The sequence below is a fragment of the Saccharopolyspora rosea genome (assembly GCF_025643595.1).
Lineage (GTDB): Bacteria > Actinomycetota > Actinomycetes > Mycobacteriales > Pseudonocardiaceae > Saccharopolyspora > Saccharopolyspora rosea.
In genome coordinates, this window is the sequence record NZ_CP102826.1 from 1,314,064 (window position 1) to 1,338,222 (window position 24,159).

24 protein-coding genes and 1 CRISPR repeat array are annotated in these 24,159 nt (G+C 66.4%); of the genes, 12 read left to right on the plus strand and 12 right to left on the minus strand.

Annotated features, from left to right (window positions below; translation table 11 throughout):
* Positions 1-22 precede the first annotated feature (22 nt).
* Genes NV263_RS06510 through NV263_RS06520 form a run of 3 tightly spaced genes read right to left on the minus strand, consistent with a single transcriptional unit; the run spans position 23 to position 809 of the window.
* The gene (locus tag NV263_RS06510; protein WP_263251652.1) at positions 23-364 is read right to left on the minus strand and encodes a hypothetical protein; all 342 of its coding nucleotides are present in this window, start codon (positions 362-364) and stop codon (positions 23-25) included.
* A complete protein-coding gene (locus NV263_RS06515) occupies positions 361-573 on the minus strand; it encodes a hypothetical protein (protein ID WP_263251653.1) in 213 nt (70 codons plus the stop codon). The genes NV263_RS06510 and NV263_RS06515 overlap by 4 nt, the downstream gene beginning before the upstream one ends.
* Positions 570-809: a zinc finger protein gene (locus NV263_RS06520; RefSeq protein ID WP_263254086.1), complete on the minus strand. Its 240-nt coding sequence runs from the start codon at positions 807-809 to the stop codon at positions 570-572. Before NV263_RS06520 ends, NV263_RS06515 begins: the two co-directional genes overlap by 4 nt.
* 264 nt (positions 810-1,073) lie before the next feature.
* Between NV263_RS06520 and NV263_RS06525 the strand changes: the two genes are divergently transcribed.
* Positions 1,074-2,468 carry a helix-turn-helix domain-containing protein gene (locus NV263_RS06525; protein ID WP_263251654.1) on the plus strand — a complete coding sequence of 465 codons (1,395 nt, stop codon included), beginning with the start codon at positions 1,074-1,076 and terminating at the stop codon, positions 2,466-2,468.
* Here the strand turns inward: NV263_RS06525 and NV263_RS06530 are convergent.
* Positions 2,440-2,997: an NUDIX hydrolase gene (locus tag NV263_RS06530; protein ID WP_263251655.1), complete on the minus strand. Its 558-nt coding sequence runs from the start codon at positions 2,995-2,997 to the stop codon at positions 2,440-2,442. The two genes, NV263_RS06525 and NV263_RS06530, sit on opposite strands and share 29 nt — an antisense overlap.
* 662 nt (positions 2,998-3,659) lie before the next feature.
* On the opposite strand from NV263_RS06530, the gene NV263_RS06535 reads away from it, so the two are divergent.
* The 4 genes from NV263_RS06535 (at position 3,660) to NV263_RS06550 (ending at position 7,091) form a co-directional block, all read left to right on the plus strand.
* The gene (locus tag NV263_RS06535) at positions 3,660-4,688 is read left to right on the plus strand and encodes a GntR family transcriptional regulator (RefSeq protein WP_263251656.1); all 1,029 of its coding nucleotides are present in this window, start codon (positions 3,660-3,662) and stop codon (positions 4,686-4,688) included.
* A 531-nt stretch (positions 4,689-5,219) separates the two neighbouring features.
* The gene (locus tag NV263_RS06540; RefSeq protein ID WP_263251657.1) at positions 5,220-6,098 is read left to right on the plus strand and encodes a DUF4231 domain-containing protein; all 879 of its coding nucleotides are present in this window, start codon (positions 5,220-5,222) and stop codon (positions 6,096-6,098) included.
* Between the two features lie 79 nt (positions 6,099-6,177).
* Positions 6,178-6,522, plus strand: a complete 345-nt coding sequence (locus NV263_RS06545) for a hypothetical protein (RefSeq protein WP_263251658.1) — start codon at positions 6,178-6,180, stop codon at positions 6,520-6,522.
* Between the two features lie 5 nt (positions 6,523-6,527).
* The gene (locus tag NV263_RS06550; protein WP_263251659.1) at positions 6,528-7,091 is read left to right on the plus strand and encodes a phosphotransferase family protein; all 564 of its coding nucleotides are present in this window, start codon (positions 6,528-6,530) and stop codon (positions 7,089-7,091) included.
* On the opposite strand, the gene NV263_RS06555 is transcribed toward NV263_RS06550, so the two are convergent.
* The gene (locus NV263_RS06555) at positions 7,085-8,101 is read right to left on the minus strand and encodes a hypothetical protein (RefSeq protein WP_263251660.1); all 1,017 of its coding nucleotides are present in this window, start codon (positions 8,099-8,101) and stop codon (positions 7,085-7,087) included. The genes NV263_RS06550 and NV263_RS06555 overlap by 7 nt on opposite strands.
* A 24-nt stretch (positions 8,102-8,125) precedes the next feature.
* Here NV263_RS06555 and NV263_RS06560 point away from each other — a divergent pair, with 24 nt between their 5' ends.
* The gene (locus NV263_RS06560) at positions 8,126-8,254 is read left to right on the plus strand and encodes a hypothetical protein (protein WP_263251661.1); all 129 of its coding nucleotides are present in this window, start codon (positions 8,126-8,128) and stop codon (positions 8,252-8,254) included.
* Here the strand turns inward: NV263_RS06560 and NV263_RS06565 are convergent.
* Positions 8,251-8,532 (minus strand): hypothetical protein, encoded by a 282-nt coding sequence (locus tag NV263_RS06565; RefSeq protein WP_263251662.1) that lies wholly within the window; start codon positions 8,530-8,532, stop codon positions 8,251-8,253. The two genes, NV263_RS06560 and NV263_RS06565, sit on opposite strands and share 4 nt — an antisense overlap.
* Before the next feature lie 148 nt (positions 8,533-8,680).
* On the opposite strand from NV263_RS06565, the gene NV263_RS06570 reads away from it, so the two are divergent.
* The 4 genes from NV263_RS06570 to NV263_RS06585 all read left to right on the plus strand — a co-directional run bounded on the left by NV263_RS06570 (position 8,681) and on the right by NV263_RS06585 (position 11,760).
* The gene (locus tag NV263_RS06570; RefSeq protein ID WP_263251663.1) at positions 8,681-9,268 is read left to right on the plus strand and encodes a GGDEF domain-containing protein; all 588 of its coding nucleotides are present in this window, start codon (positions 8,681-8,683) and stop codon (positions 9,266-9,268) included.
* A complete protein-coding gene (locus NV263_RS06575) occupies positions 9,268-9,534 on the plus strand; it encodes a helix-turn-helix domain-containing protein (protein ID WP_263251664.1) in 267 nt (88 codons plus the stop codon). The genes NV263_RS06570 and NV263_RS06575 overlap by 1 nt, the downstream gene beginning before the upstream one ends.
* Positions 9,531-10,334 carry a metal-dependent hydrolase gene (locus NV263_RS06580; protein ID WP_263251665.1) on the plus strand — a complete coding sequence of 268 codons (804 nt, stop codon included), beginning with the start codon at positions 9,531-9,533 and terminating at the stop codon, positions 10,332-10,334. Before NV263_RS06575 ends, NV263_RS06580 begins: the two co-directional genes overlap by 4 nt.
* Positions 10,335-10,491: 157 nt before the next feature.
* Positions 10,492-11,760 carry a radical SAM protein gene (locus NV263_RS06585; protein WP_263251666.1) on the plus strand — a complete coding sequence of 423 codons (1,269 nt, stop codon included), beginning with the start codon at positions 10,492-10,494 and terminating at the stop codon, positions 11,758-11,760.
* A gap of 262 nt (positions 11,761-12,022) precedes the next feature.
* On the opposite strand, the gene NV263_RS06590 is transcribed toward NV263_RS06585, so the two are convergent.
* Complete coding sequence (locus tag NV263_RS06590) at positions 12,023-13,297, minus strand: MFS transporter (RefSeq protein ID WP_263251667.1); 1,275 nt, start codon at positions 13,295-13,297, stop codon at positions 12,023-12,025.
* A 323-nt stretch (positions 13,298-13,620) separates the two neighbouring features.
* Between NV263_RS06590 and NV263_RS06595 the strand changes: the two genes are divergently transcribed.
* Entirely contained in the window at positions 13,621-14,838 is a 1,218-nt protein-coding gene (locus tag NV263_RS06595; RefSeq protein WP_263251668.1) for a hypothetical protein, read from the plus strand.
* Positions 14,839-15,363: 525 nt separating this feature from the next.
* On the opposite strand, the gene NV263_RS06600 is transcribed toward NV263_RS06595, so the two are convergent.
* The 5 genes from NV263_RS06600 to NV263_RS06620 all read right to left on the minus strand — a co-directional run bounded on the left by NV263_RS06600 (position 15,364) and on the right by NV263_RS06620 (position 18,525).
* Positions 15,364-15,810 carry a hypothetical protein gene (locus tag NV263_RS06600; RefSeq protein WP_263251669.1) on the minus strand — a complete coding sequence of 149 codons (447 nt, stop codon included), beginning with the start codon at positions 15,808-15,810 and terminating at the stop codon, positions 15,364-15,366.
* Between the two features lie 420 nt (positions 15,811-16,230).
* Entirely contained in the window at positions 16,231-16,671 is a 441-nt protein-coding gene (locus NV263_RS06605) for a hypothetical protein (protein ID WP_263251670.1), read from the minus strand.
* Complete coding sequence (locus tag NV263_RS06610) at positions 16,671-17,822, minus strand: WXG100 family type VII secretion target (protein ID WP_263251671.1); 1,152 nt, start codon at positions 17,820-17,822, stop codon at positions 16,671-16,673. The genes NV263_RS06605 and NV263_RS06610 overlap by 1 nt, the downstream gene beginning before the upstream one ends.
* Positions 17,822-18,130 (minus strand): hypothetical protein, encoded by a 309-nt coding sequence (locus NV263_RS06615; RefSeq protein WP_263251672.1) that lies wholly within the window; start codon positions 18,128-18,130, stop codon positions 17,822-17,824. The genes NV263_RS06610 and NV263_RS06615 overlap by 1 nt, the downstream gene beginning before the upstream one ends.
* A 2-nt stretch (positions 18,131-18,132) precedes the next feature.
* A complete protein-coding gene (locus tag NV263_RS06620; protein WP_263251673.1) occupies positions 18,133-18,525 on the minus strand; it encodes an SAV_915 family protein in 393 nt (130 codons plus the stop codon).
* Between the two features lie 270 nt (positions 18,526-18,795).
* Positions 18,796-19,869: a CRISPR direct-repeat array (repeat unit 36 nt; unit sequence GTGGCCACCTCGTTGGTCGTGGGCGGCCGTTCCGAC).
* Positions 19,870-20,276: 407 nt separating this feature from the next.
* Between NV263_RS06620 and cas12b the strand changes: the two genes are divergently transcribed.
* Positions 20,277-24,065, plus strand: a complete 3,789-nt coding sequence (gene cas12b / locus NV263_RS06625) for a type V CRISPR-associated protein Cas12b (protein ID WP_263251674.1) — start codon at positions 20,277-20,279, stop codon at positions 24,063-24,065.
* Positions 24,066-24,159 lie beyond the last annotated feature (94 nt).

Genomic DNA, 24,159 nt, shown 5'->3' on the forward strand with positions numbered 1-24,159 from the left:
GTCACAGCACCCGGACCGGGTCTCAGAGGTGTTCCAGCGCGGTGAGCACGCGGCGCAGCGTGCCAGGGTGTCGGGCCATCGCGTCCCGGTCGTGCACCACTAGACCGGTCTGTACGAGCGGCAATTGCCGCGTCTCGACCAACGCCAGGTCGTCGGCGAGATCCCCGCGCAGACTGACCGACTCGCCCAGCCGGTGGGGTTTTCGGGCGAGCTGCTCGGCGTCAAGGCGGTCGAGCGGGTACCGCTTGGCGTACGTGCGGGCTCCGCTGTCATGCCGGGGGCGCGCTCCGCGCCTCGCCGCCCGCGCGAAGATGGCGGCGACCACGAGAAGCACCAGGACGCTGCGGAGCAACGCGGCGATCACCGGTCGACCCTCTCGCCCTCGACGACCACCAGGCCGCGACCGGCCTGGCGACGCGAACGCAGCGCCGCAGCCAGGTTGTCCAGGTACCCCGCCAACCGCTCGCGGTCCTCAACGTCGTAGTGGCCCCGCTCGACATCGTCGACCGCGGCCTGCAACGCGATGATCACGCCGCGCGTCATCCGGCCGAGCTGGCGCACATCCGCACTCACCGCGCACCAATCCTCGGGCGCGCCATCGGAATCCCAGCCAGCTCGTGCGCCCGAACGTTGCATGTCGGGCACGTCTCCCACAGCCATGCCATATCGCTGTTGTCCGCCTGGACCTGTTGGCCGCACAGCGTCTCGACCACCAACCCGGTCGAAAAGCCACCGGGCGGCCGCACGTCCGCGGTCGCATGCCGTTGACCGTCCGCAGGAACCCAACTGAACGGATGCGGCCGATACATCAGAACACCGCCTTCGGGGAACCGAGACCGACTAGAAACTGCAGCAGCGAGAACACTGGTGCCGTCACCAGCACTCGTGCGCCGATCATCAACGTCGTCATGGACCACGCCTTTCATGACGTCGAGTTGCCTCTCACGTCGTGACTGTGCGAGCGGAGCGGCGGTGGGGAAACGACGAAAGGGATTGGGATATGCATGGCGCGCATATCCGCACATGACGGGCTGTCTTGATCCGTACACTGATCGTGATGATGGACTGATGGGGTGAGCATGGGCGCTACGAATGACCGTTCATGCCGTTCGTGCGGTACCCGCCTGCGGGCCGACAACCGCGGTTCGCTGTGCAGCCCGTGTGAACGCAGCAACAGGGCGCGCGATGACGCGCCCGAGCCGAAGAACGACGAGTTCTGGCAACGCCCTGCGGTAGCCGAGGCTCTGCGGTCCAGGCACTTCGGGCAGGTTCTCTACGCCTACCGCTATGAGCACCGTCCGGTGATCACGCAGGCCGTCCTCGGACGCTGGCTCGGCCTGACGCAAGCTCAGGTAAGCAGGCTCGAACGAGCGGAGAGACCTCCGAGCGACCTCGACAAGCTCGCGTTTTGGGCCGCGAGGCTGCACATCCCCGAAGGGGTGCTGTGGTTCAAGCTCCCACCGGCTCCGCCTCACTCAGTTGTTCCGAGACCGCGGCCGGGTTTCGGCTGGTTCGGTGGGCGCCTCGGAACAGTCGTCCGCGCCGAGACTCGCCCGCCGCTCGACGTGGCATCGATCCGGGAAATGACCGACACCTTTCGCCGTCTGGACAACCGGTTCGGCGGTGGTCACGCCCGGAACGTGGTCGGTGCGTATCTCGCCGACGAGGTCGCGCCCGCCATGCGCGAGCGCCGTACGAGGGGGTCGCACCCGGAGTTCGACGCGGCCGTGGCCGAGCTCAACCAGCTCGCGGGCTGGATGGCTTACGACATGGGCGACACGTTGTCCGGGCGGCGCCACCTCCAACGTGCTCTGTGGCTGTGCCAGAACGTCGGCGACCGCGCGCTGTCCGCCGAGATGCTCGCCGGAATGAGCCACCAGGCCGCCCACGCCCGCAACGGCGTGACCTCGGTCAGCCTGGCCCGCGCTGCGCGGGACACGGCGGCCGGGACCGGTCTGGCCGCGCTGGAATCCGAGACCGCGGTGATGGAGGCGCACGGTCTCGCCTTGCTCCGCGACAAGCGGGGCTGCGTCACGGCACTCCGGGAAGCAGAGGACGCGTTCACCCGCGGCGACCACAAGGACCGACCGGCATGGCTCGGCTACTACGACGCCGCGTACCTGGCGGCCAAGATGGCGCACTGCCTGCGCGAACTCGGCGACCTCCGCCAAGCCGAGCGGTTCGCTCGAAAATCGCTGGAGATGAGCGCGGGCTACGACCGCGGAAAGTTGTTCAACACAGCCTTGCTGGCCGCCATCCTCGCCGACCTCCGCGAGGTCGAGGAAGCCTGCGCGGTCGGCCGCGCCGCCGTGGGGCTCGCTCGTCGTCTGAAGTCGGCGCGCACGCGCCTCTACCTGGAAGACTTCGCCCGGCGCCTCTACCGGCACCGGGCAGTACCCGTGGTGGCCGAACTCGGCGGCGAGCTGACTGCGATGGGAATCAGCTTCGACGCTGCGTCAAGAGCTTGAACAACGCGATCTGCGCCGCGGCGCCCGGGATTTCGCCGCGCTCGATGCGCTCGGGAATCTCGACCAGAGGTATCCACTCGACCCGTGCGGTCTCGTTGATGTCCGCGGGTTTACCGGTGTCCTCCGCGCCCTCGGCCAGGAACAGCAGGTTCTCGAAGTCGGCGGTGCCGGTGATGGGTTGGAACGAGCCGAACGGCTTGACGGCCAGCGGTCGCCAGCCGGTTTCTTCCTCGACTTCCCGTGCCGCGGTCAACAACGGGTCCTCGTTCGGGTCGACGTAGCCGCCGGGCAGCTCCCACACCCACTGGTCGAGGATGAACCTGTGCCGCCAGATCATCAGAACGCGGTCGTTGTCGACGACCACGGTCATCGCGGCTTTCGGCATCCGCAGGACGTACTGTTCGAACGTGACGCCGTCGGGCAGTTCGACCGACGCGATGCTCAACTTCAGGCGTCGGGAGTCGTCAACGAGTCGTTCGCCGTGGATGGTCCAGGTCGTCAGCGCGGGCACGTTCGTCTCGTTCGCCACGCTGGGGAACGCTACCGGAACGCCGCGTGCGCACTCCATGGACGCACTTCCGAGCGGGGTGTCAACGGATGCCGGGCTCGTCCGCACCTGGGCTGGAGCGGTAGGGCGAGATCCCCTTACCCGTCCCTGGATTGCTCTTTCTGGGTGAAACCTCCACAGAGGACAACAAGATCATTCAGCGAGACGATAACTGCGGCTTCCGTGCTTCGCGCATGACCAGGAAATACCAGGTCAACCACACCGCTTGCCTGACCACTTCTTACAAGCAAGGGGTCGCAGGTTCGAACCCTGCTGCGCCCACCACCTGTGAAATGGGGTTTTAGTTCTGTCGTGGGGCACCGGTGCGGCTTCGTGGCCCCCTTCGTGGTGCGAATCGGCCTTACGCTTGATCCATGGCGAGGTCGAGCAGAGGGGAGTCGGCGCCCACGCGGAACGATCGAGGAACTGCCGAGCGGAGCCCTGCGCATCAAGGTCTACGCGGGCTTCGACCCAGTGACGAAACGTCGTCACTACCTCCGCGAGACCGTGCCCGCGGGACCGACGGCGGGTCGGGAAGCCGAGAAGGTTCGGACCCGGCTTTTGAACCAGGTCGACGAGCGCCGGAACCCGCGGACGAACGCGACGGTCAACCAACTCCTCAAGCGGTACCTCGACAACGAGATGTGGACACCTCGGCGGCGGTGGTCTCGCTGAAGCGGGCAATCGCATGGGACCCGGACGAGCACGTGTGGTTCGAGAAGGACACCAAGACCCATCAGCAGCGGCGCGTCGCGCTCGACCCGGTCACGGTCGAAGTAATGGTCGAGCACCAGGAACGCGCGAGGGCGCGGGCTGAGTCGGTAGGCGTCGACCTCGATGGCGAAGCGTTCGTGTTCTCCCCGGAGCCGGACTCCTCGACGTGGCTCGTACCGAGCTCGGTGACGCAGCGGTACGACCGCATGGTGGGACGGCTGGGCATCGACACGACGCTGCACAAACTGCGGCACTACTCGGCCACCGAACTGATCTCCTCCGGCGTCGACGTGCGAACGGTGGCGGGCAGGCTCGGACCTGGTTCGGGTGGGATGACCACGCTGCGGGTGTACTCGGCGTGGGTGTCGGAGGCAGACCAGCGCGCCTCGGCGGCGCTGGCGAGCCGGGTACCTGAGCGGCCCAAACCGACGAGAAGGGCCGAGCGGGCGAAGACGGATCCCAAGAGCCCGTACGAGAAGCTCGCTGCGGAGATCCACGCTCAAGTTGCTCGCGGCGAGCTGTCGAAAGGTGACCAGCTGCCGCCGATGAAGGAACTCGCCAAGGAACACGGTGTTTCCGTCGGGACCGTCCAAAGGGCCGTCCAGCTGCTGAAGGTGTGGGGCGTGGTTGAGGCCAGTCGTGGCCAGCGGGCGACGGTCGAAGCCGTACCCGACGCGGGTGATGCGGGGCGGCCCGACGAGCGGGAGGTAGCAGGTCCTTCCGCTGAGGCAGCGCTGGATCGCCCTGAGGTCTTCGAATTTGAAGTTCGTCGCCTCGGCGAGAGCGCCCGTACCTTCGTCGCCGAGGCCGACCCGACGGACACCGGCCAGCTGCGTCGACTTCTCGCTGCCGCGGTCCGTCGGGACGGTCGCAACCTCTCGGAGATCTTGGACTATGAGATGGACGTGCGACGCCGGGGAGGCGAGCTGCTGACTACGTTCGTCACTATGACGGCATAGCGGTACTAGCTGGCTTCCGCGAGAGGCCTGCCGTAAGCGTCTAGCGAGTCATCGTTCTTGACTTCAACGAGCATGTGCAGGACCCGCAAATGGGATTCGCGGGGACCTGGATGGGCGCCTCGGCCTCGCCAATACTGTCGTTCGGGTTGACCGTCTGTATGGTCAGGTGCGCGTTTGCCAACCACGGAAACTCTGAGGACGCGCTCGGACCGGTTCGGTGATGATGTCGCCTTCCCGGCCGTGAGCGCTGATGTTGAGCCTCTCGCGTGTACCTGTGTCCGGGCTGCCGGTTGCCGTCCTTAGCGGGGGTTGGACTGCTTGCAGTCCACTTGCCGATCGAGTAGGCGTCAGGCCGACGGTGGGGGCGGAACCGTCTCCGTGAGTGAGGTAGGTCAGGGCCCTCGGGCAAGGTGATTATTACTATACCTGGGAACACGGGCGAGTTTTCCCTTCACCCAGAAAGATCATTGGTTAAGCGGACGCGATATAGGAAGATTGTTCGGCAGTGTAACTATGGTAGGGGGATCTCGGGTGAGCAGCGTCTATCCTGGGGAAAGCTTCAACCAATGGGTAAAGAGGGCGTTATCGGCACGCGGACACGAAGATCTATCTGAAGAGCTTTCGCCAGAGACGCTCAGAAGGAGAATAGTCAAGCTCGAATACGAGCTAAAGACAGTGAGGCTATGCAGAAACATATTCACCTGGTTGTCGATACTGTTGCTAGTGGCGGCTTCGCTGTTGGTATTCCTGCATCTATGCTTAAACTTTTTGCCTAATGTATGGCTTTTCTATCCTGTTGTAGCTGCTTTTCTGCTCGCTTTGTGCGCAACGGCCTTTGTGGGGTTCCGTCTCGCGTGGCGGATAGTATCGCAATATAGTTACATCGTCGAGCTACGCGAGTTCTACAAGAGTCGGCTCTCTGATGAAGTCGATACGAGGAGCGAGTCGGATGATAAAACGCTCCTGAAGCTTCATCGTCAGTATCGTGAAGACTCTGTCACTGTTATGGAGGAGTATCGTTCAGCCGCAAGGAAGTATAAGCGCTGGCATGACTGGTTTCAGACTATTGCAATCATTGGTTCCGTAACTACGTCCGCGATAGCGACCGCTTCTGTGTACTTTTCAGTGTTCCGGTCGATGACAATTGGGGTCAGTCTGGTAGTAGGTATAACTACTGGGATCAATGGCTACTATAAATTCCGTGAGAGATCCTTCAATCTGCAGCAGGCGTCAGACTTGATCGAGCGAGAGTATCACTCCGTTGCTCTGCGGGTGGGCAGATACTTGAATTGTAAGAATGAAGCCGAAGCGTACCGCCTTTTCGCTCAGCAAGTAGAATCCATCAGAGATGAGCAAAACAAGCGCCAGCAGCAGCTTGAGCAACCAGTAGAAACGAAAAAGGAGGAGTAAGTCCACCTTGGGGCCGCCAACGCTCAGGACGGCCCAGTCGCCCCTAGAACGTAGCTGATGGAGCGATACGGTCAATGGCATGACGTCGAGCCGGGACGAAGCCCCGAACCCGTTGACCCGCGAGATGGCCTTGGGCTACCTGTACACCGCGTGCAGCGAAGTCGGTCTTGACGGCTCAGGCGCTGACCTCATCAGGATCGGTGAGAACGCTGTGTTCCGGCTTCGGGAGCCGGTGATCGCGCGGATTGCGCGGACCGAGAGTTACCTACCCGAGGCCAGGCGCGAGGTTGCGGTGGCGCGATGGCTCGCGGAGGAGGCGTACCCGGCTACGCGGGCGCTCGATGTTGAGCAGCCGGTGGTCGTTGATGGGCGGGTGGTGACGTTCTGGAGGTCGGTGTCGGACAAGGAGGAGTCGCGCCACTAGACCAGGTGGCACGGCTGCTTCGGTGGCTGCATCAGCTCGACGCGCCGACCTCCCCGAAACTGCCGAGCCTTGATCCGTTCGTCCGCGTCGAGACGCGGCTTCGCGCCGCCAAGGCAGGCTTGGATCCGAACGAGTTCGCCTACTTCAACGAGCGGGTCGAGCAGGCGCGGGTGGCTTGGGCGAGCCTCGAATTCGAGCTCTCGGCTGGGCCCGTGCACGGTGACGCGAGCGTCGGGAACGCCATCCTCTCCGCTTCTGGGGATCCCGTTCTCATCGACCTGGACGGGTTCGCGTGCGGCCCGCGGGAGTGGGACTTGGTGCAGACCGCGATGTACTACGAGCGGTTCGGTTGGCACACGGAGGAGGAGTACCGCTCGTTCGTCGAGGTCGACGGGTACGACCTGCTCGACTGGGCGGGGTCCCCAGCGCTTGCCGACATCCGTGAGACGTTGATGACGTTCTGGCTGAGCCAGAAGGCAGTCGATGATCAGCGCAGTGCGGACGAGGTGCGGAAACGCCTCGCGACGCTTCGCAACGGTGACAGTCGGCGGTCGTGGTCGCCCTACTGAGCCAGGTTGTCACCACGCCATAGCGGGATCTCGGCGGCCCTTTCACGGAAGTCGCGGGCGACTCGGCTGTTGCCCAGCCTGTCGAGCCGTGCGCGGAACTCGTCGACGTAGGCCGCACAGCGTGCAGACTTGAGCTGCTCACCAAGTTCGAGCGCGCGCAACGCCGCCTGGCATGCCTGTTCGCCCTCGCCCTGGTCGAGGTACGCATCGGCGAGGACCATCGTGGCGAAGAAGCCGCTGCGCAGGTACTCGCCGTTGGCTTCACCAAGGGACTGCGTGGCATACGTCGTCGCGTGCGTAGCTCGGCCCAGGTCCCGGTTGCAGTGTCCGAGCTCGGCATCGTCGAAGTAGTCCAGGAAGTCCGGCCCTTCCCCGGGTTTGCGGCGCTCGAACTCCCTCACCGCCGCCGACATCGCGGCATCACATGCGCTCGCGTCGCCGAGGCGGGCGTGCGCGCGGGCTTCCATAGCGTAGAAGAGAGCGGTCAGGGTCGGAGTGGCCACTGAGGACAGGGTCGGAGTGGCCACTGAGGACGTGCCCATCCTGGCTGCGCGGGCGAGGTTTGCGGCCTCCCGGAACTTGCCGAGGAACGTCGTCGCATGGTGGCTCATCGCATCGAGGATGCTGCCTGCGAGGAGCCGGTCATCGCCTTCGCAAGCAAGTCGTAGCGCTTGGATGAAGTAGCGCTGCGCGAGCCCGTTCAAGCCGGCGTCGTAGGACATCCAGGCAGCCAGCAACGTCGCTTCTGCGCCGACCGAGAACAACGAAGCCGCCGTCTCGTCGCTGTAGTTTCCGCGGAGGAGGATCGCGAGGTCGCTCCGGAGGAACTGGACAAGCGAACGACGAGCATGACCGCCTCCGTACTGGTTGTCGAGGCGCGCGAAGAAGTCAGTCGTCGTCCGGACGCGTTCGATATCCGCGTGGCCGATTCTTCCGCCGCTGGCCGACCGAGCGGGTGCGGAGTCGAAGTCGACGAGCCACGCGAGCGAAGCGCTGTTCCAGGCTGCCACGTTCGCAGCGGAGGAGCCGAGCTCGTGCAGGAGGCGATCAACGCGGGAACGCACCCCGATCCGATCTCCCTGATGCACGTGACCGGCCTGAGCCTCGGCCAGGTCCGCCGCGTCCTCGCCGATCGCACTGGGGGAGGCGACTCGGCGTGCTAGCAGACCTTGCGGTACAGCTCACCGGCCAGCCGGGCGACGTCGGAGGACTCGCGCTCGGACGTGCCCAGCGCCGAACGGTTCTCCGTGATCGTCAGCAGGACGTACCGCCGCACCAACCGGTCCGCGGTGCTGTTGGCGTCGTCGAGCCAGCGCGTGAACTCGTCGATGTAGGGCTTGACCGTCGCGGCGTCGGCCGGCGGTCCGGTGACCTGGCACGCCGCACGCAGCGCGATCAGGTTGTCCATCTTCCGGTCGTCCAGGCCCGGCAGGTTGGTCACCGCGTTCGTCCCTGCTGCTGGAGAAGGCGGCCGGCGAGGCGCACTACCGGGTCGGGGAGCCCAGCTCCTTCTACCCGAACCGGCGCGACTCCCGCGTCGGCCGCCGGTACCTCGACGTCCACGTCGAGATCCAGGGTGGTGATCGCCGGTGATCGTCACTCTCGGCTTCGCCATCGCCGCGGCTGGTGCCAGCGCCTACGCCGCCCACCTGCGCCGTCGCCTGCGCACGGATCAGCTGACCGGACTCGGAAACCGGCTCGCCCTGCACGAGGCCGTCGCCCGGTGCCGTCGGCGTCGCGTCGCGGTGCTGCTGCTGGACCTCGACGGATTCAAGCCCATCAACGACACGTTCGGCCACCGCTGCGGCGACGCGGTGCTCGTCGAGGTGGCGCGACGGCTTCGAGCGCATCAGCGTTGCGGTCGCCTCGCCGTGCGGCTCTCCGGCGACGAGTTCGCCTTCTGGATCAGCGACGCCACTGACGATCGCGAGGTCGAGCGCCTGCGCCGCGACATCGCACGGAGCATCGCTACGCCGATGACCGTCGAGGGCCAGGTACTCCGCGTCAGCGCCAGCATCGGCGCCGCCGTCACCGACGGACGACCGGCGCGGCTGGACGCGCTGCTCGAAACCGCGGACAAGGCGATGTACCGGGACAAGGCGCGCCGCAGCGCACACCACCGGTTGCCGGTCCCGGACGCGCGGCGCTCGGTGCGGCGTCGGGAGGTGGTGGCGTGATGGCGCGCCAGACCGACGCCGAACGCGCTCGTGCGTACCGAGCCCGACGCCGGGCGGCCAACCCGCCGTTGCGGCGGCCCGGCGAGAACATCGACCGCGCCGGTCGCCCGTGGCGGATCCTCACCGACGACCAGGTCGGCGAGATCCGCGCCCGCCTGGCCGCGCCGAACCCGCCGACGCAGACCGAACTCGCCCGCGAGTTCGGCATCCACCAGTCCACGGTGTCGCAGATCGCCACCGGTCGGCGGAGGAGGGCGGTCGCATGATGAACGGCAGCCACGCCGCGACCGGCCTGCTCGTCGGAGTCGCCGCCACGGGCGTGGAGGCGGCGCTGACCGGGGCTCCGGCCGGCCCGATCGCTTTCGCCGTCGGGGGCTTCGTCACCGCGGGCGCCGCCCTGCTCCCGGACATCGACCACGACGAGAGCACCGTGACCCGCTCCGCCGGGCTCGTCACCCGCACCCTCGCCGAGGTCCTGCAGTGGGTCGCCCGACGCGCGTTCGCGGCGACCCGCACGCCGCACGACCCGGACGGCGACGGAGAACACCGGGGACTCATCCACACCCCGGCGTTCGCGGTGCTGCTCGGCGTCCTGGTCGCGGTGGGCAGCGCGGTGTCGGAGTGGATCGGCCTGGCCGTCGTGTGGCTGATGCTCACCGCCGCGCTGCGGAGTCTGCGCTGGTCGTTGCCGAACAGCCTGCGCACCGCGCTCCGGCTCCACTGGCGCACCGGGCCGGCCTCCTACGCCCTGGGCGCCATCGCGGCGCTCGTCAGCCTCGGCGCCCAGGACGCCCTCGGCCCGCGGCTCGGGGTGCTCGTCGCGCTCGGCATGGTCGTGCACAGCATCGGCGACGGCCTCACCAACAGCGGAATCCCGTTCGCGTGGCCGTTCCGGCTCCGCTGCGACCGCGGATGTTCCCGGCCCGGCTGCCGGGGACAGCGCTGGCGGCGCCTCGGCGTCCTCCCGGCCCGGCTGCGCTTCTCCACCGGGTCACCCATCGAGCGTGGGATCGAGCTCACCAGCCTGCTCGCCGCGGGCGGCCTCGTACTCCTGCACTTCGCCTGACGGCAGCGCCGGTCGGACGGCGGTGCGTCACCTGCTTCGCGCAGGTGGCGTGCCGGGTCCGCTCGGACCAGTCAGAAGGCCCGGCCGAGGCGGCTCACCTACCACAGATCCCCGCCCCGGCCGGGTTCCACCACCTAGCAAGGAAGTGGAGCCCTCATTGTCTCTGCGCAAGCCGTTACCGCTCATCGATCTCGCCAGCCGACCGACCGGTGAGCCCTCGGCGTCCTCGGGCATCCGCGAACGGCTCGACCGCTTCGTCGCCGACGCCCGCGACTACATCGCCGACTTCGCCCCGATCGACGACAGCCACGAGCAGCACCCCGACACCCACCTCTCCCGCACTCAGCTGCTCTCGCTGCTGATCGGCTTCGTCGGCTGCGACACCGACGAGCCGCTGAACGACCGCACCTACACGCTCGTCTACACCGACCCGGAGAGCAGGAAGTCGAACTACCAGACCATCTGCATCCCGGACTACCGCGCGGCCTCGCCGATCACGTTCACCCGCACCACGGGACGCGGCGGCCGACTGGCGCTGCGCAGCACCGGCGAAACCCTCGCCGACGTGCTGGTCCACGCCCAGATCTTCGGTGCCAGCAACCACTACTACAGCCGCGTCTCCCCGCGGTTCGAAGAGTTGCCGACCGCGGCCATCATCTCGCCGTACTCGACCTGCGCGGGCGGCTGCCTCGGCTGCTCCCGGGGCGCGGTCAAGAGCTTCACCCCGCCGCCGAAGGACTACATCACCCGCCACGTCGAACAGCTCGCCGCCGACTTCGACCACCGTGGTTGGGATCGCGCCGAGCTGGTCTCGGTGAACATCACCACCGGCTGCCAACCCGACGAGGAACGTGAGCTGTCGATGATGCTCCGGCTCATCGCCGAATACCGGCGGCACGGGTTCACCAACGCCGCGTTCTTCCCCTTCACCTACGCCATCGACAGCGCCGCCGCGATGGAACAGCTCCGCGAAGCGGGTTGCCTCGGCTTCATCGGCACCGTCGAGTGCTTCAACGACGCCGAACGAATCCGCCAGTGGGGCAAGAAGAAGGGCTCGATCACCTTCGACCAGCACGTCGAGAAGTACCGGCGTGCCCGCCGTGTCGGCTTCGACATCGTCGAGACCGACTACGTCCTCGGCGCGGACTCCTACACCGAGATGCTCGACGGCATCCGTGCCCTCGACGAGGCCCGCGTCGCCGTGGTGCCCAACATCAAGCGCAACTACACCGCCGACCAGCTCAACAGCAACCACCCGGACATCTGGAACCACGGCATGACCTACATCGCCGAGGGCTTCCACGCGGCCCTCGCGACCTACCGCAACGGCACCATCAAGCGCCGCGCGGCCCGCTACTCCGTGGCCTACCTCCGCCGCCAGGGCGAGAACGTCACCCTGCGGGATCTACCGATTCGGCACACGTGATGTTGACCTCGATCCGGCGGCTCCTGCGCCTCGTCGCGGAAGCCGCGTACAGCGAACGCATCGATCCGGTCGATTCCTGGAAAACCCTGTACGAAGCAAGAAGAGGGGAGCACTGGGGCGATGATCAGTGCCGACGCTCACGCGGACGTCGCACACTCGGAGTCCATGAAGGGTGACAACGAGACGGCCACCGTCTACGCCCTGCTCGCCATCGCTTCTGCCATCGAGCGATTGGCCGAAGTGATCGAGAACAAGGAGTAGATCAGCTGGCAGCAGCCCCTCCCGCCTCCGCCGCGGGAGGGGCTTCCTCGTTCCGGGGCCCATGCCGGACGGCGGAAGCAACGGCCACGAACGTCGAGACCACCAGCCACGCCGCCCCGACCAGCAGCACCGCCTGGCCGCCGACCTCGGCCACCACTGGCCCCGCGACCGCCAGCGACGCGGGCAACAGCACCAGATTCCCGAGCTGCGACCAGGCCGCGGCCCGCGACACCGCGTCGTCGGGCATCCACCGCTGGATCAGCGTCGCCTGCACCGCCAGGAACAACGCGCCCTGCGCTCCCACCGCGACCGCCGCCGCGGCCACCAGCCACAGCGGTGCGCCCGCGGCGAACAGCAGCAGGTAGGGCACCATCAACACCCCGACCCCCAACGCCGCGACCAAAGGCTGCCGAGGTCGCCACCGCAACGCCACCGCGCCGCCGAGGATCGACCCGACCGCCTGCACCACCCCGATCGTCGCCCACGCCCCGGCGCCGCCGAAGAGCTGCGCCGCCAGCAGCGGCCCCGCCACCATGTGCGGCCCGATCACCAGTGCCTGCAACAGCGCTGAGTAGGCCAACATCGCCCGCAACCACGGCGTGGCGGCCACGAGTCGGGCACCGGAGCGAACCTCGCTCCACAGGCTTCTACGGCCCGTTTCCCGCGCCTGGACAGGCAGACGCAGCATCAGCAGCGAGCAAGCCGAGGTGGCGAACGTCGCCGCATCCACCAACAACGCCACCCCAGGCCCCGCCGCAGCGACCAACACCCCGGCCACGCTGATCGAGACGACCTTGTTCGTGTTCGTCGCCAACCCGAGCAGCGCATTGGCCTGCTGCAACGCGCTGCGCGGCACCAGCTCCGGCACCAACCCGGCCGCCGCAGGCGTGAACACCGCAGTGCCTGCCCCGGCCAACGCCTGCAACACCACCAGGTGCCACAGCTCGGCCTGCCCCGACACCAGCAACAGCCCCGAGATGGCCTGCGTGCCGCAGCGCAGCACGTCCGCACCGACCATCACCACCCGCCGGTCCCACCGATCGCCGAGCGCGCCACCGAACAGCACCAACACCGCGATCGGCACCCGGTTCGCCGCCAGCACCAGGCCCAACGCGCCCGCACCTCCGACCTGCAGCGCCGCGAACGCGATCGTCAACGGCACCAGACTGTCCCCGAACGTCGACAGCGCCTGTCCGGTGAAGTACAGCCGAAACGGCTGATGGCGCAGCAGGACTGATCGTTGGGGCTGGCACCTTGCACGCTTCGTGGAGATCACGAGGTCATGGAACCCAGTCCGCTACCTGTAGTGGAAGACCAGGGGAGCGCAGTCGAGCCTCCCGGCGCCTGAAGGCTGCGGAGACGCAGTTCAATACTCGTCTTTTACGGTGATTCTGAAGAGATTGACTGCTCCACCTGGATGAAAACAGGTGGTGACATGTATCACTTTCCACGGTTGTCGTTGTTTGTCATTGTCGTCCGTACTCGTCCACTGGAGTTCACAGTCGTCCATTGGAGTCCCCTCGGCGCCCCTTGTGGCTTTTCCACGCGTCAGAGCCTTTCTGCATACTCGAGTCACCGGCGTTCGGAGAGGGAGTGGGCGTGGCGACGTATGCATTCGACGAGCACACCGGTCGACTGCTGGATGCAGGAGTCGAGGACTGCGGTTGGCCTGACAATCCAGAGCTGCATTGGCCCCGGTTCTACGAGACTCGCAAGACCGTTCGATGCGAAAAGGGGCACCAGCTGATCGCCAAGCAACGACGCAGGCCCGACGGGGAAGTAACTCGATTCTGGTCGCACTTGTCTGGCGAGCGCGACCACGAGCACCCGCAGACCGCACCGGAAGGAATCGAGCACAAGATCTTGAAGGCACGGGTCATGGCAGCGTTCCGGCGAGCTGGGTGCACACCAGTGAACAAGGAGGTTTCCGGATCCGGTTATCGTTCTGCCCTGCAATTTCAGGTTCCGTCGGGTCAAATGCACGCCGCCGAGATCCAGGTCAGCGCCATGATCGAGCTGAATGCTATTCGCCGGACCCTGAATGCTCTCAACGACGGCTTGCGCAGCGTCATCTGGATGACCGCCCGCGATGAGGAGCCATGGAATCGTCAAGTGCCCTGCGTCGGCATCCAACGCGCCACCGACGCTCCGGAGCGCGGATACGCAATCGAGGACATCCCGCTGCGCGTGGTCCGCGGTCTGCATCTACCCGTCGAGCGGGACTGTGATGACCAGCCCACTTGCTGGCGCGGTCGGATGCCGGGCAAGCACTGCCCCGGCCGTCATCTCAGCTTCGTGTCCCGCGCTGCGTCCCTGGGGATCGACGCATTCGCCGAGGAGGTCGCTTCTGGGCGCCTGGTCGTGGTCAAGGTCCCCTACGAGCCGCCCAAACGCGGCCACTTCTGGCTGCTGTCGACGCCGGCCGCTGCTGAGCAAGCCCACGAGCTGGATCGGGAGGTCGAGAAATATCGGGCTTGGCGCCAAGAGCAGCGACGTCGGGCGCCACGCCACGGTCGTCCCTCTCGAAGCCCAGCGTGCTCGTTGCCCACTGCGCCGCATTCCGACCCCAAGTGGGCTGAGATGAAGAACTGCGCGCCGAGTGTGGCCCGCAAGCACTCCAAGACTGTGTGGATCATCCGGGACGCACGCCGCTTCCTTGATCAGCAGCGCCATCCGGCCGCGGCGATCGGCCCTCGAACAGTGGCATTGGTGAAGTCCGAAGCTGACCGCCGGATGCTCATTGCAGCCGGAATTCCTGGAGACCGTGTCGAGGTCGCCAGCCCCGAGCAGCTCGATGGCTACGGCACCACTACGTGATGCCCCGCCGTGGACGGCTCCCGCAACCGCGCCAGGGTTGCGGGAGCCTCTCGCGCTTGCGGCGAACAAGGCGTCTGATGGCAGAGCACCGACGGCTCGCTCCGATCTTCCCGTCCGTCATGAACGATTGGTCGGCGATGGGTCCGGGGCGGCCGCAGGCATCTCCGTGATCGGGTCCAAGACGCGCACCGTGGCTCCGTACTTGCGTGCCGCATCGAACAGGTGCGCTAGCGAAGCGGCTGCACGCTGACCGTCGGCCGGATCGACGTCCAACCACCACGCCCGTGTCTCACCGCAGTAGGTCGCACCAGACCTCTCCAGCAAAGATCGCTGTCGTTCCCACGTCTCCTCATCCGGCTGACGCACACCCTTCGCCATGATCGAAATACACCCGTTGTTCATGGTGGGGAGTGTGGCCCGCCCCTCTGACAGAGAGCTCTCCGTGATCACCGCATGACCAACTGACGCATCGAAGATCTGAAGGTACGGCCCGGCCCCACCGACACCCCAAGGCCTCGATTTTCTTCACAGCTTGTCACTCTCCGCTACTTGGTCAGCGGACCGCGTTCCCCGCAGGCTTGCCGCGGCGACCTCGGGGAATGCGCCTCGCGCTGTGCGGTCGATCGTGGCGCCGTTGGCGGCTGAGTACCGCATGCCGAGGTAGACCAGGTCCCAGAGTCGACGGTTGGCTTGCAGCAGGTAGGGCGTGATGCCGACCGCGCGTCCGTGGCTGTCTTCGAGTATCAGTTCGTGGCCGTTCGCCCCGCGGGGTACCAGTTGGATGCTGGTGAGTTCGTAGGTCGGTACCCAACGCCTGCGGAACTTCATCCAGTCGGCCCCGGCGGTGAGGACCTCGGAACGGGACGCGTAGACGAGAAAAGCGAGGTACGCGGCGAGCACAAGCCAGATCGGCCAGCAGCTCAGCGCGTGAAAACCGCTGTGCACGACGAGGGCGATGAGGATGACGACCACCGGTACTGGCGCCGTCAACCATGCAGCCAGCCGCGACTCGCGGTAGTACTCCAGAACTGGGCTCTGCCCGTCGGGTGGCGCGGGGATGCGGGAGGGTGTTCGTTCGTTGTAGCCCTCGGCGTGCTCGGTGGGTGCGGATGGTGGTCTGGGCTCTCCCGTCTGCGGGTCCGGTCGTGGTGGTAGCTGGTTTGTGATGTCGTTACCAGCCATAGCAGGCTTTTCGCTGTTCGTCGCCCCGGTCGGCAGGACCTCCGCCGCCGCCAATCTCTGCCCAGTCCTGCATGCTGATCACTCCCTACTCGTCAGGGAGTGGGTCCGTTTTCGCCCGCCCACACTGGAACAGGGCTCACCCGGCCCGACAGTGACCAGCAAGTTCCGGCTCCGCGTGCACACCGGAGCCGATACCAGGTCGCGGGGACATCACCGCTTCTTGGTAACCCAGTCCTCCTCGGGCGGGGCAAGGGCGCCGTGGAAGATCAGGGCGTCGAGCCAGAGTCCTTGGTAACCATCGGAGAACAGGGCGATGGCGATCGACATCAGAACGACGCCACCGAGGAAACAGCCCATTGCTGGCAGGATGCCGACCCATCCGGCCATCGCGGCGATGAGTGGCCCGAACGTGATCAGGCCTGTGATCACGAGGCAGATCCGCAGCGGGACGATGCGTGGTGTCACCTTGTCGGCCCGGCTGCGGCGCCACAACGCGATCGCGCGGGCTGGGCCGTATGCCACCGAGGCGGCCACGACGATCGTGACGACCGCGCCGAACTCGCTGTGGAAATTCCCAACCAGCAGCCAGACGGTCGCGGCCGCGGTCAGCACCGCCCAGACGGCCCATGGGACGATCCGCCGAACACTCATCAGTTCCCGCCTTCGGTAGTGAGGTCGTAGAGCTTTTCACCGCCCCAACTACCAATACCGGAGGCGATAGCGCCAACGCCGACACCGACGAGCACGCCGACCGGCCCACCAACGAGACCGCCGACCGCAGCAGCACCGGCAATGCCGCCGAGGGTCCCGCCAGCCAGATTCGCCGCCGCTTTCCCGATCGGCTTGCCGTCGGTGATCACTGCATCGGCCTGAACTCCGGCGGCGATGGCAGTACCAATCAGGGGCACGCCCTTGACCGATTTCCCGAGGAAACCGGCTTCTTCGGCTCCGACACCGATGCGCCGACCGAGCCGGTCCGCCACGGTTTGGGACTTGCCCGCTTGTTCTTCGGCCCAGGCGGCTTTGGTCCGGTACCTGTCGTGTTCGGCTGCTTTGGCAGCCTGCTGTTCCGGCGTCAGGGCTGGGTCGTAAGTTGCCAAGGCCGCGTTGGTGGCTTTGGCGTTGAACGTCTTGGCCTTCTCGGTGAACTTGTCGGCGCTGGCCTGCGGCGTGGTGAGCAGCCCCTGGTTGATGCCGACCAAGGTCCACACAGCGCCGTTCTTCATGTACTCGAGGAAACCGACCTCGTAGTTCATGGCCTTGGTCAATGCCTCGTGCGCCGTCTTCTCCTGCCGACGGGCTTCTTCGACCGCGGCCTTCGCTTCGTTGTAGCCAGCGACCTTGCGGTCGTAGGCGTGCTTGGCGTCGCTCGCGGCTTTGAAATCGCCCAGGGGCCGGTCGTCGAGTGTCGGCGGTCCGCTGGGGAGCCGCGGTTCCGCAGGCGGCGGTCCAGGAGGTTCGATGGTGGTCGCGGTGACCGTCAGGCCATGCTCAGCGGCAGTGTTGCGAGCATCGTTGATCTTCTTCTGCACGGTCTGCAGCTCACCGGCGAAATGCTCCAGTGCCTTCTTGGCGCGGCTGGCGGCTTCTCCCAGGTCGTTACCGGCCTTGCCGCGGGTGTTCATCGCTTCTCGGAACGCATCGCCGGCTTTGCCTTCCCAGCAGCTTTCCGACTCGCTGCGCACGCGGAACAGGCCTGTCCCGACGTCGTGCGAGCCGTCTTCGAGCTTGCCGAGTTCGGCAGCAGTGGCACGGCACGATTCCGGTGTACCGAGAACGACGGTGTTGATCGGGGCGTCCATCAGCGGCCTCCCGATGTACCGTCAGTCGGCAGCGGCAGGGGCGGAAGATCGGCTGCCGCTTGCTCGTCGGTGCGGGTGTACACGCCGCCGCTGTTGTGGACCTCGGTCGCGGCTTGTTCGGTGTCGGCCGCCATCTTCGACAGCGTCTCGTAGAAGGTAGCCATCGCCTTGGCCACGGCTGGCGTGGATTCCCCCGCATCGATGTCACTCGCTGGTTCGCCCGCTACCTGCTTCAGCTTGGTCAACGAGTCGGTGAGAGTGCGGGCCAAGCGGTCGAGATCGGCGGGGTCCGCATTCAGGCCGGACACGATCAGTACCTCCTCGGATCGACCGGTTCGGACGGCAGGGCCGCATCTCGTACAACGACATCAGCACCCGCCTGAGCGGCAATCTCCTGCACATTCCTAACGCGCACGGCCACCCATGGCTGGTTCTCACCACAGCAGTCCACGAAGGACTCCTGGCTGGTGTACACGGGAAGCGCGAGCGCACCGCTCCCGGTCTGCCGCAGCTGCACATGTGCCTGTCCGCTGCCTTCGTCGACCACATCAGCGGTCGGGATCAACACGGCCATATCGTCGAGCGGCAGCTCGTCCTCGGCCTCAAACTCCTGGTCATCCTCATGCGGACTACCGAAGTGCTCCGCGTCGATAACCGCGGGTGCAACATCAACGTCGTCAGCGCCAAAAGCGCCCGGCGACATACAACCTCCTCTGCGTAGCCGGGCCCGGACACTACCCGGCGACGACTTGCAAGGTGCCCAAACATCTTGAGCTCACCCGATCAGACGAAGCTAGTCTCGACAGCGCTGGCGTCGTCCGGACAGGTGGCCACCTCGTTGGCCGTAAGCCGCCGTTCCGACGCGAGCGGTGCGTGTGGGCGGGTTTCCCGATGGGAGTCGTGACCACCTCGTGGTCGTAGACCGCCGTTCCGACCTGGCCGGTGTCGCCGAACGCGAGATCATCACCGCCGAGTGGCCACCTCGTTGGTCGTGGGCGGCCGTTCCGACCGCGTGCGCCTCGGTGCTGAGCCCTCCGGTTTCCGACGAGTGGCCACCTCGTTGGTCGTGGGCGGCCGTTCCGACCGCTCACCGAAGAACGCATCCGACCAGACGAACAGCTTGCTCGTGGCCACCTCGTTGGTCGTGGGCGGCCGTTCCGACGGCATTGGCGGCTTATCGGGACGCGACCTTGTTCAAGGTGTGGCCACCTCGTTGGTCGTGGGCGGCCGTTCCGACCGCACTGGCGTTGAGCCTGGTCAGTCTGATGGTGCAGTGGCCACCTCGTTGGTCGTGGGCGGCCGTTCCGACGGTCGGCACGTACACCGTGGTCGCGGTCTCGATCGTGGCCACCTCGTTGGTCGTGGGCGGCCGTTCCGACGTTCCCACGCGGCCCGGAACCGCTCCCGGAACCCCTGTGGCCACCTCGTTGGTCGTGGGCGGCCGTTCCGACGTTCCCACGCGGCCCGGAACCGCTCCCGGAACCCCTGTGGCCACCTCGTTGGTCGTGGGCGGCCGTTCCGACGCCGTGTACAGCCCGTCCGGGGTGTACGCGGCCTCGTCGTGGCCACCTCGTTGGTCGTGGGCGGCCGTTCCGACCCGCGGTCTCAAAGTCGCGGCCCAGGAGATGCACCTGGAGTGGCCACCTCGTTGGTCGTGGGCGGCCGTTCCGACAGCCGGAACGTACCGCCCCCTGTGGTCCCCGCAGATCCTCGTGGCCACCTCGTTGGTCGTGGGCGGCCGTTCCGACCTGGCTGATCTAGATGTGGGAGTGGTCGCTGTGGTGCTCGTGGCCACCTCGTTGGTCGTGGGCGGCCGTTCCGACATTCAGGGCCTCGGCCAGCAGGTCGTCGATGTAGCTCTGGTGGCCACCTCGTTGGTCGTGGGCGGCCGTTCCGACCCCGGCATCCGGGGCATTCCTCGGGTCGCAGTTCGTCGACGTGGCCACCTCGTTGGTCGTGGGCGGCCGTTCCGACGGGTGACGCCGCCCGCCCAGGTCGCCAGGAATGCGGCGTGGCCACCTCGTTGGTCGTGGGCGGCCGTTCCGACGGCTCTTCACGCGTAGGCTTGTGACCAGCGCTCATGGAGATCACCGCGAGCGTCCTCCAAGCGCGATCGACACCACCGGGCCAAGTCGATCAAACAATGCCGTTTCCGCAGCGCACAGCACTTCGAGCGCCCGTGGGAAGACCTGCTGGAACCGCGGTGCTCGCATAGCCTGCACGGCGTATGAGGTGTCAGCACCGCCAACCATCCCCGCATCACATCAGCAGAGCCTGGCTGGCGTCATCGAAGACATCGCCACCGGTGCTGAAAACGACGCTCGCCGCAACGAACGCACCAAGATCATAGAGGATGGCAGCGCCCATGTCAGCTTCTGGATGGATTCAACCGGAGTTGCCCGCGTTGTCAGGGGAGCGTGATCTCCTGGTTGCTCAGAGTTGCATCCTACGGAGGTGATTGTGAGCCCGGTAACGCGTACCTATACCGCCACGCTGGTTGGTGTCGACCCCAAACTGTTGTGGTCGCATCACGAGGCCACGTGTAGGGCGAAGGGCATCGTGAGCGATGTGTTCACTGCGCTGCGGGCCGGTGTTGGTCCCGAACTTATCGATCCGGAGCTGGGGGCGGTGCGTCTGCAGCGGCAGCTCATGGCGGCGTTGTGGTTCCCGGTCGAGTACGCGGCCCCGGACGGTGGCTTGTTGCTGGACCCTATCGAGCCGGAAAAGACCCTCGAAGGGTTCCGAGAGGAACTGGCCATGTGCGGGCTCAGCCGCAGTGAGCAGGATTCCTGGGTGGCAGATGCAGAACCGACGCTCACGATGGCCACGCGGGACGGGGCCGTGCGGGTCAACCGGCGCGGACAGCTTCGACGGTGGTGCGCGGATTGGGGTGTGGCACCGCGGGACGCTTTGAGCGACACCGTTGAGCTCACGCTTGGGCGACCTTGGGGCGACATCGTGTCCAAGGTTCTGGTGCCTGCGGAAAAGACAGCGGCCGAGCGGACGGTTGACGACGCGAAGAGCGCAGCGGACGACGTTCAGGAACTACCGTCGCCTTCGCTGAATGGGCTGATCTCCAGCTGGGTGTCGAATCGTTTCGGGACCAGTGAGACGTCGGATCGCGAGGGCAAGGCCCGCGCTGCGCGGGCGGTTGCGTCGGTTCCTGTCCCGGAGTCGGCGATCGCTGTGTCTGAGCTGGTGACGGCACTGGCGGACGCGCTCGGAGTAGAGGGTGACCTCCACTCGGTGTTGCACCAAGTGCACACGGGAGGGGAGACCGGACGCGCTGGTGGAGCGCGCTCCCGCCTCTATCGCCGCCTGGCGGACCTTGGGAATCGAACGTCTCCCGTGGAGACGGAGGAGGTTCGTGACCTTGTCGCGGTGGCAACGCAGGAGGCGACGAAGCAAGGTGCCGTGGCCAGGCGAGCAACGCCGCCGTGGAGCGAAGCACTGCGGGAACGCGTCACCAGCGAGACCGGTCTGCTCTTTGAGGGGAGGAATCGAGTTTGGAAGGAGATCATCAACGGTGGGGTGAGTCGGCTCGTCTCGAACACGTCGTGGACGGTGCGTCAGCTCGCGACGCGCCACGCGCTCGCCGCCGAGTGCACCAGTCTGGAAGACGCGCTGGGATCGGATCTGGTTCGGCTTCTCGACGACTGGTGCCAGCAGCGCGGTGAGGAAACCGGTGCGGAAAGGCTGATGCGGCCCACTGCCAGGACGATTGGCAGTGCGAAGGACGTTTTCACGGAGTTTGCCGTGCGTCCGGATCCGGAGTCTCGACGCGAAGCCGTCGGCTTGGTGCAGAGCCACAAGGATCGGGATTTCGGCGACCCCGTGTTCTTCGACTGGCTGGCTGATGGCGGCGCAGCGGTGTGGCGCGATGTGTCCGCGGACCAGGCGGTGAAGCGCCTGCAGCGGTACACCAAGCTCGTCAAGTCCCGAGAGCGGTGGGCAGAACTTCGTCTGCCGCAGCTGAGTCACCCGGACCCCATTCACGCTCCACACTGGTCGTTGTTTGACTGCGGGACCAGCAACTATCAAGCGTATAAGTTGGAGAAGGCTACTCGCGATCGTGCGATCGTCGATGCGACCGGGTTTCTGGTCCGACTCTCGTTGTGGAACGGGAACGCTTGGCGTGACACCGCGGCGCGAATCACCAGCACGTACTTCGTCGAGCAGGTGCGGGCGCACCAGGATGCGCTGGCTCGGCACGGGGTAGCGACTTCGGCGAACGAGGGCACTCCTGTACCGCGGGTCGATGGGATCAGCCGGCGGGTGAGCGTGCGTACGCAGGATGTGCTGCGCGTCGCGGAGCGGAACAGTGCGGCGACACCAACACTGCAGCTGAAGTTCGACCGCACCCGTCATCGGCGCAGCGGGCTCCGAGGCATTCCAGGGAAGTGGTCGGTCACCTTGGCGACCAAGTTGGAGCCCACGTCACCCACCGAAGACGGCACCCCGTGGCGCGCTCCGAAAAGGGGGCAGGCGCCCCTGGGGCACCGCGTTCTAGGCGTGGACCTCGGACTTCGCACCCTTGCGGGGTGGGCGGTATGGGAAGTCGTGGACGCTGGGGAGGTCGCCAACGTCGCCGCTAGCTCCGGACAGACGATCACGGAAGCGGCTAGTTACCTGACCTGCCACACCCCAGACGATGCAGGTCCGTTCCAGGATCATCGGCTCGTCTACCGCAAGCTCGACGGCCACCAGGAAGGCCACTGGGCACGGCTCGAAGCCGCGGGCCTGCTCGATCTCGCCGATGGGCGGAAACGCTCCGGGCGTGGCGTGGAGTCGGCACCGAAGCGCACCTCCCCGCAGCCGACACAGCGGGACTGGATGCTTTCCGCGCGGGCGCTCAAATACGCCGGGGCACGGTTGAACTCGTCGCAATCGATCAACGACGACTACCGAATGAGCCACCTGGCATTCGATTACCTGCGCAGCTTGAAGCGGGCTGTCGCTCGGCACGGGCAGCTTGCCGGTCTCACGATCTCTGTAGAGCACGAGACGGATTCGGAGCGACTGCTCCGCCTCGTGACTGGGTGGTGGAAGGCGGCGGCCCAGGAGCCGCGCTCGGCGCTGGCGCGGCTGTGGCGATCGCACGTCCTTCCGGAGCTGCCGCGGGAACCAGCTGGGGAGCTGGTGGAATGGCGTTCCCACCGCGGGCAGGCGCCGCATCTGCCGCGACCTGGGGTGGCGGACATGCGCAACTACGTCGACCGGCTGCGGGCCGAACCCAAGTTGCGTGGTGAGCTCGCGGCGCGGATGCACGTGGTTTGGGATGAGGAGGACGAGCGTCTCCGCGTTCCGCTCCGGCTCGCTCGCGTGGTGCTGTCCGGTGGCGTGGTGCCCCCGAAACTGGCCAAGGCGATCGGGATGCCTGGTGCCAGCAAGCGCGCGAAGGACGGAGACTACGAGCACCCGGGCGCGGTAATCGGCCTGACTCCTCGTCGGCTGCAGCTGCTCGATGAGCTCTACAAGGTCAAGCGCTCCTGGCACATGCGACGTCGCCCGCACCGTCCCGCCGAAGGCGACATCGAGGTGGAGCAGCAGCCGGACGGGACGTTTACGGCGGTGCGCGGGCCGGAGATCCTGGGCCGGCTGACCGAAAAGCGTGACCAGGTGCGGGACCAGCTCAGCAAGCAGGTTGCCTCGGCGATCGTCGAGACCGCTGCCGCGAACGGGTGCCACAGCATCGCCTACGAGAATCTCGACGCGTACCGCACGTCACTGCACCGCGCTCGCGACGAGAACGCGAAGCTGCGCCTGTGGGCGCACCAGTCGATTACGAAGCACCTGGAGGAGATCGCCACCCTGCACGGTTTCGGCTGTCGGGCCGAGAACCCGCGACGTACCTCGCAGCTCTCCGCGATCACCAACGAGCCAGGCGTGCGAGTTGAGAAGATGCCCACCCACCGGTTCCGTCAACAGGCCCCGACGTGGTGGACCTCTGCGGTCAACGCCGCACGGACCCGTGTTCGCCGTAAGGAGGTCCGCCCGATCGACCATGCCGTGTTGGCGACTGAGCCCCTGCTCGAAGGACTTCCTGAGCGCGGCTTCGTGCTCGTCCCGCGCCCGGGCGGGGAATACTTCGCCGCGGAGTGGCCACCCGAGCAGGGAGTGCGGTTCGCGGAAAGGGCGTCAGTACCTCTGCCGAACGCGGACATCAACGCGGCGGCAAACATCGGTCTGCGGCAACTGCAGAACGTGTCAAAACGCACCAGTCCGCCCGACCGAGCAGTGTAGAGGGTCGTCGAGGAGTGACTCCGTAGCTTGCCTGAGGGAGATACGTCGCTCAGTCTGGTGTGTGGGCACTGCACCTGCCCACACACCAGGGACG

Coding starts and splice junctions, on each gene's coding strand:
- NV263_RS06605 (WP_263251670.1), bottom strand. CDS start 16,671: ATGAGTGTTCGGCGGATCGTCCCATGGGCCGTCTGGGCGGTGCTGACC.
- NV263_RS06580 (WP_263251665.1), top strand. CDS start 9,531: ATGATGAACGGCAGCCACGCCGCGACCGGCCTGCTCGTCGGAGTCGCC.
- NV263_RS06575 (WP_263251664.1), top strand. CDS start 9,268: ATGGCGCGCCAGACCGACGCCGAACGCGCTCGTGCGTACCGAGCCCGA.
- NV263_RS06545 (WP_263251658.1), top strand. CDS start 6,178: ATGACGTCGAGCCGGGACGAAGCCCCGAACCCGTTGACCCGCGAGATG.
- NV263_RS06620 (WP_263251673.1), bottom strand. CDS start 18,525: ATGTCGCCGGGCGCTTTTGGCGCTGACGACGTTGATGTTGCACCCGCG.
- NV263_RS06520 (WP_263254086.1), bottom strand. CDS start 809: ATGTATCGGCCGCATCCGTTCAGTTGGGTTCCTGCGGACGGTCAACGG.
- NV263_RS06610 (WP_263251671.1), bottom strand. CDS start 17,822: ATGGACGCCCCGATCAACACCGTCGTTCTCGGTACACCGGAATCGTGC.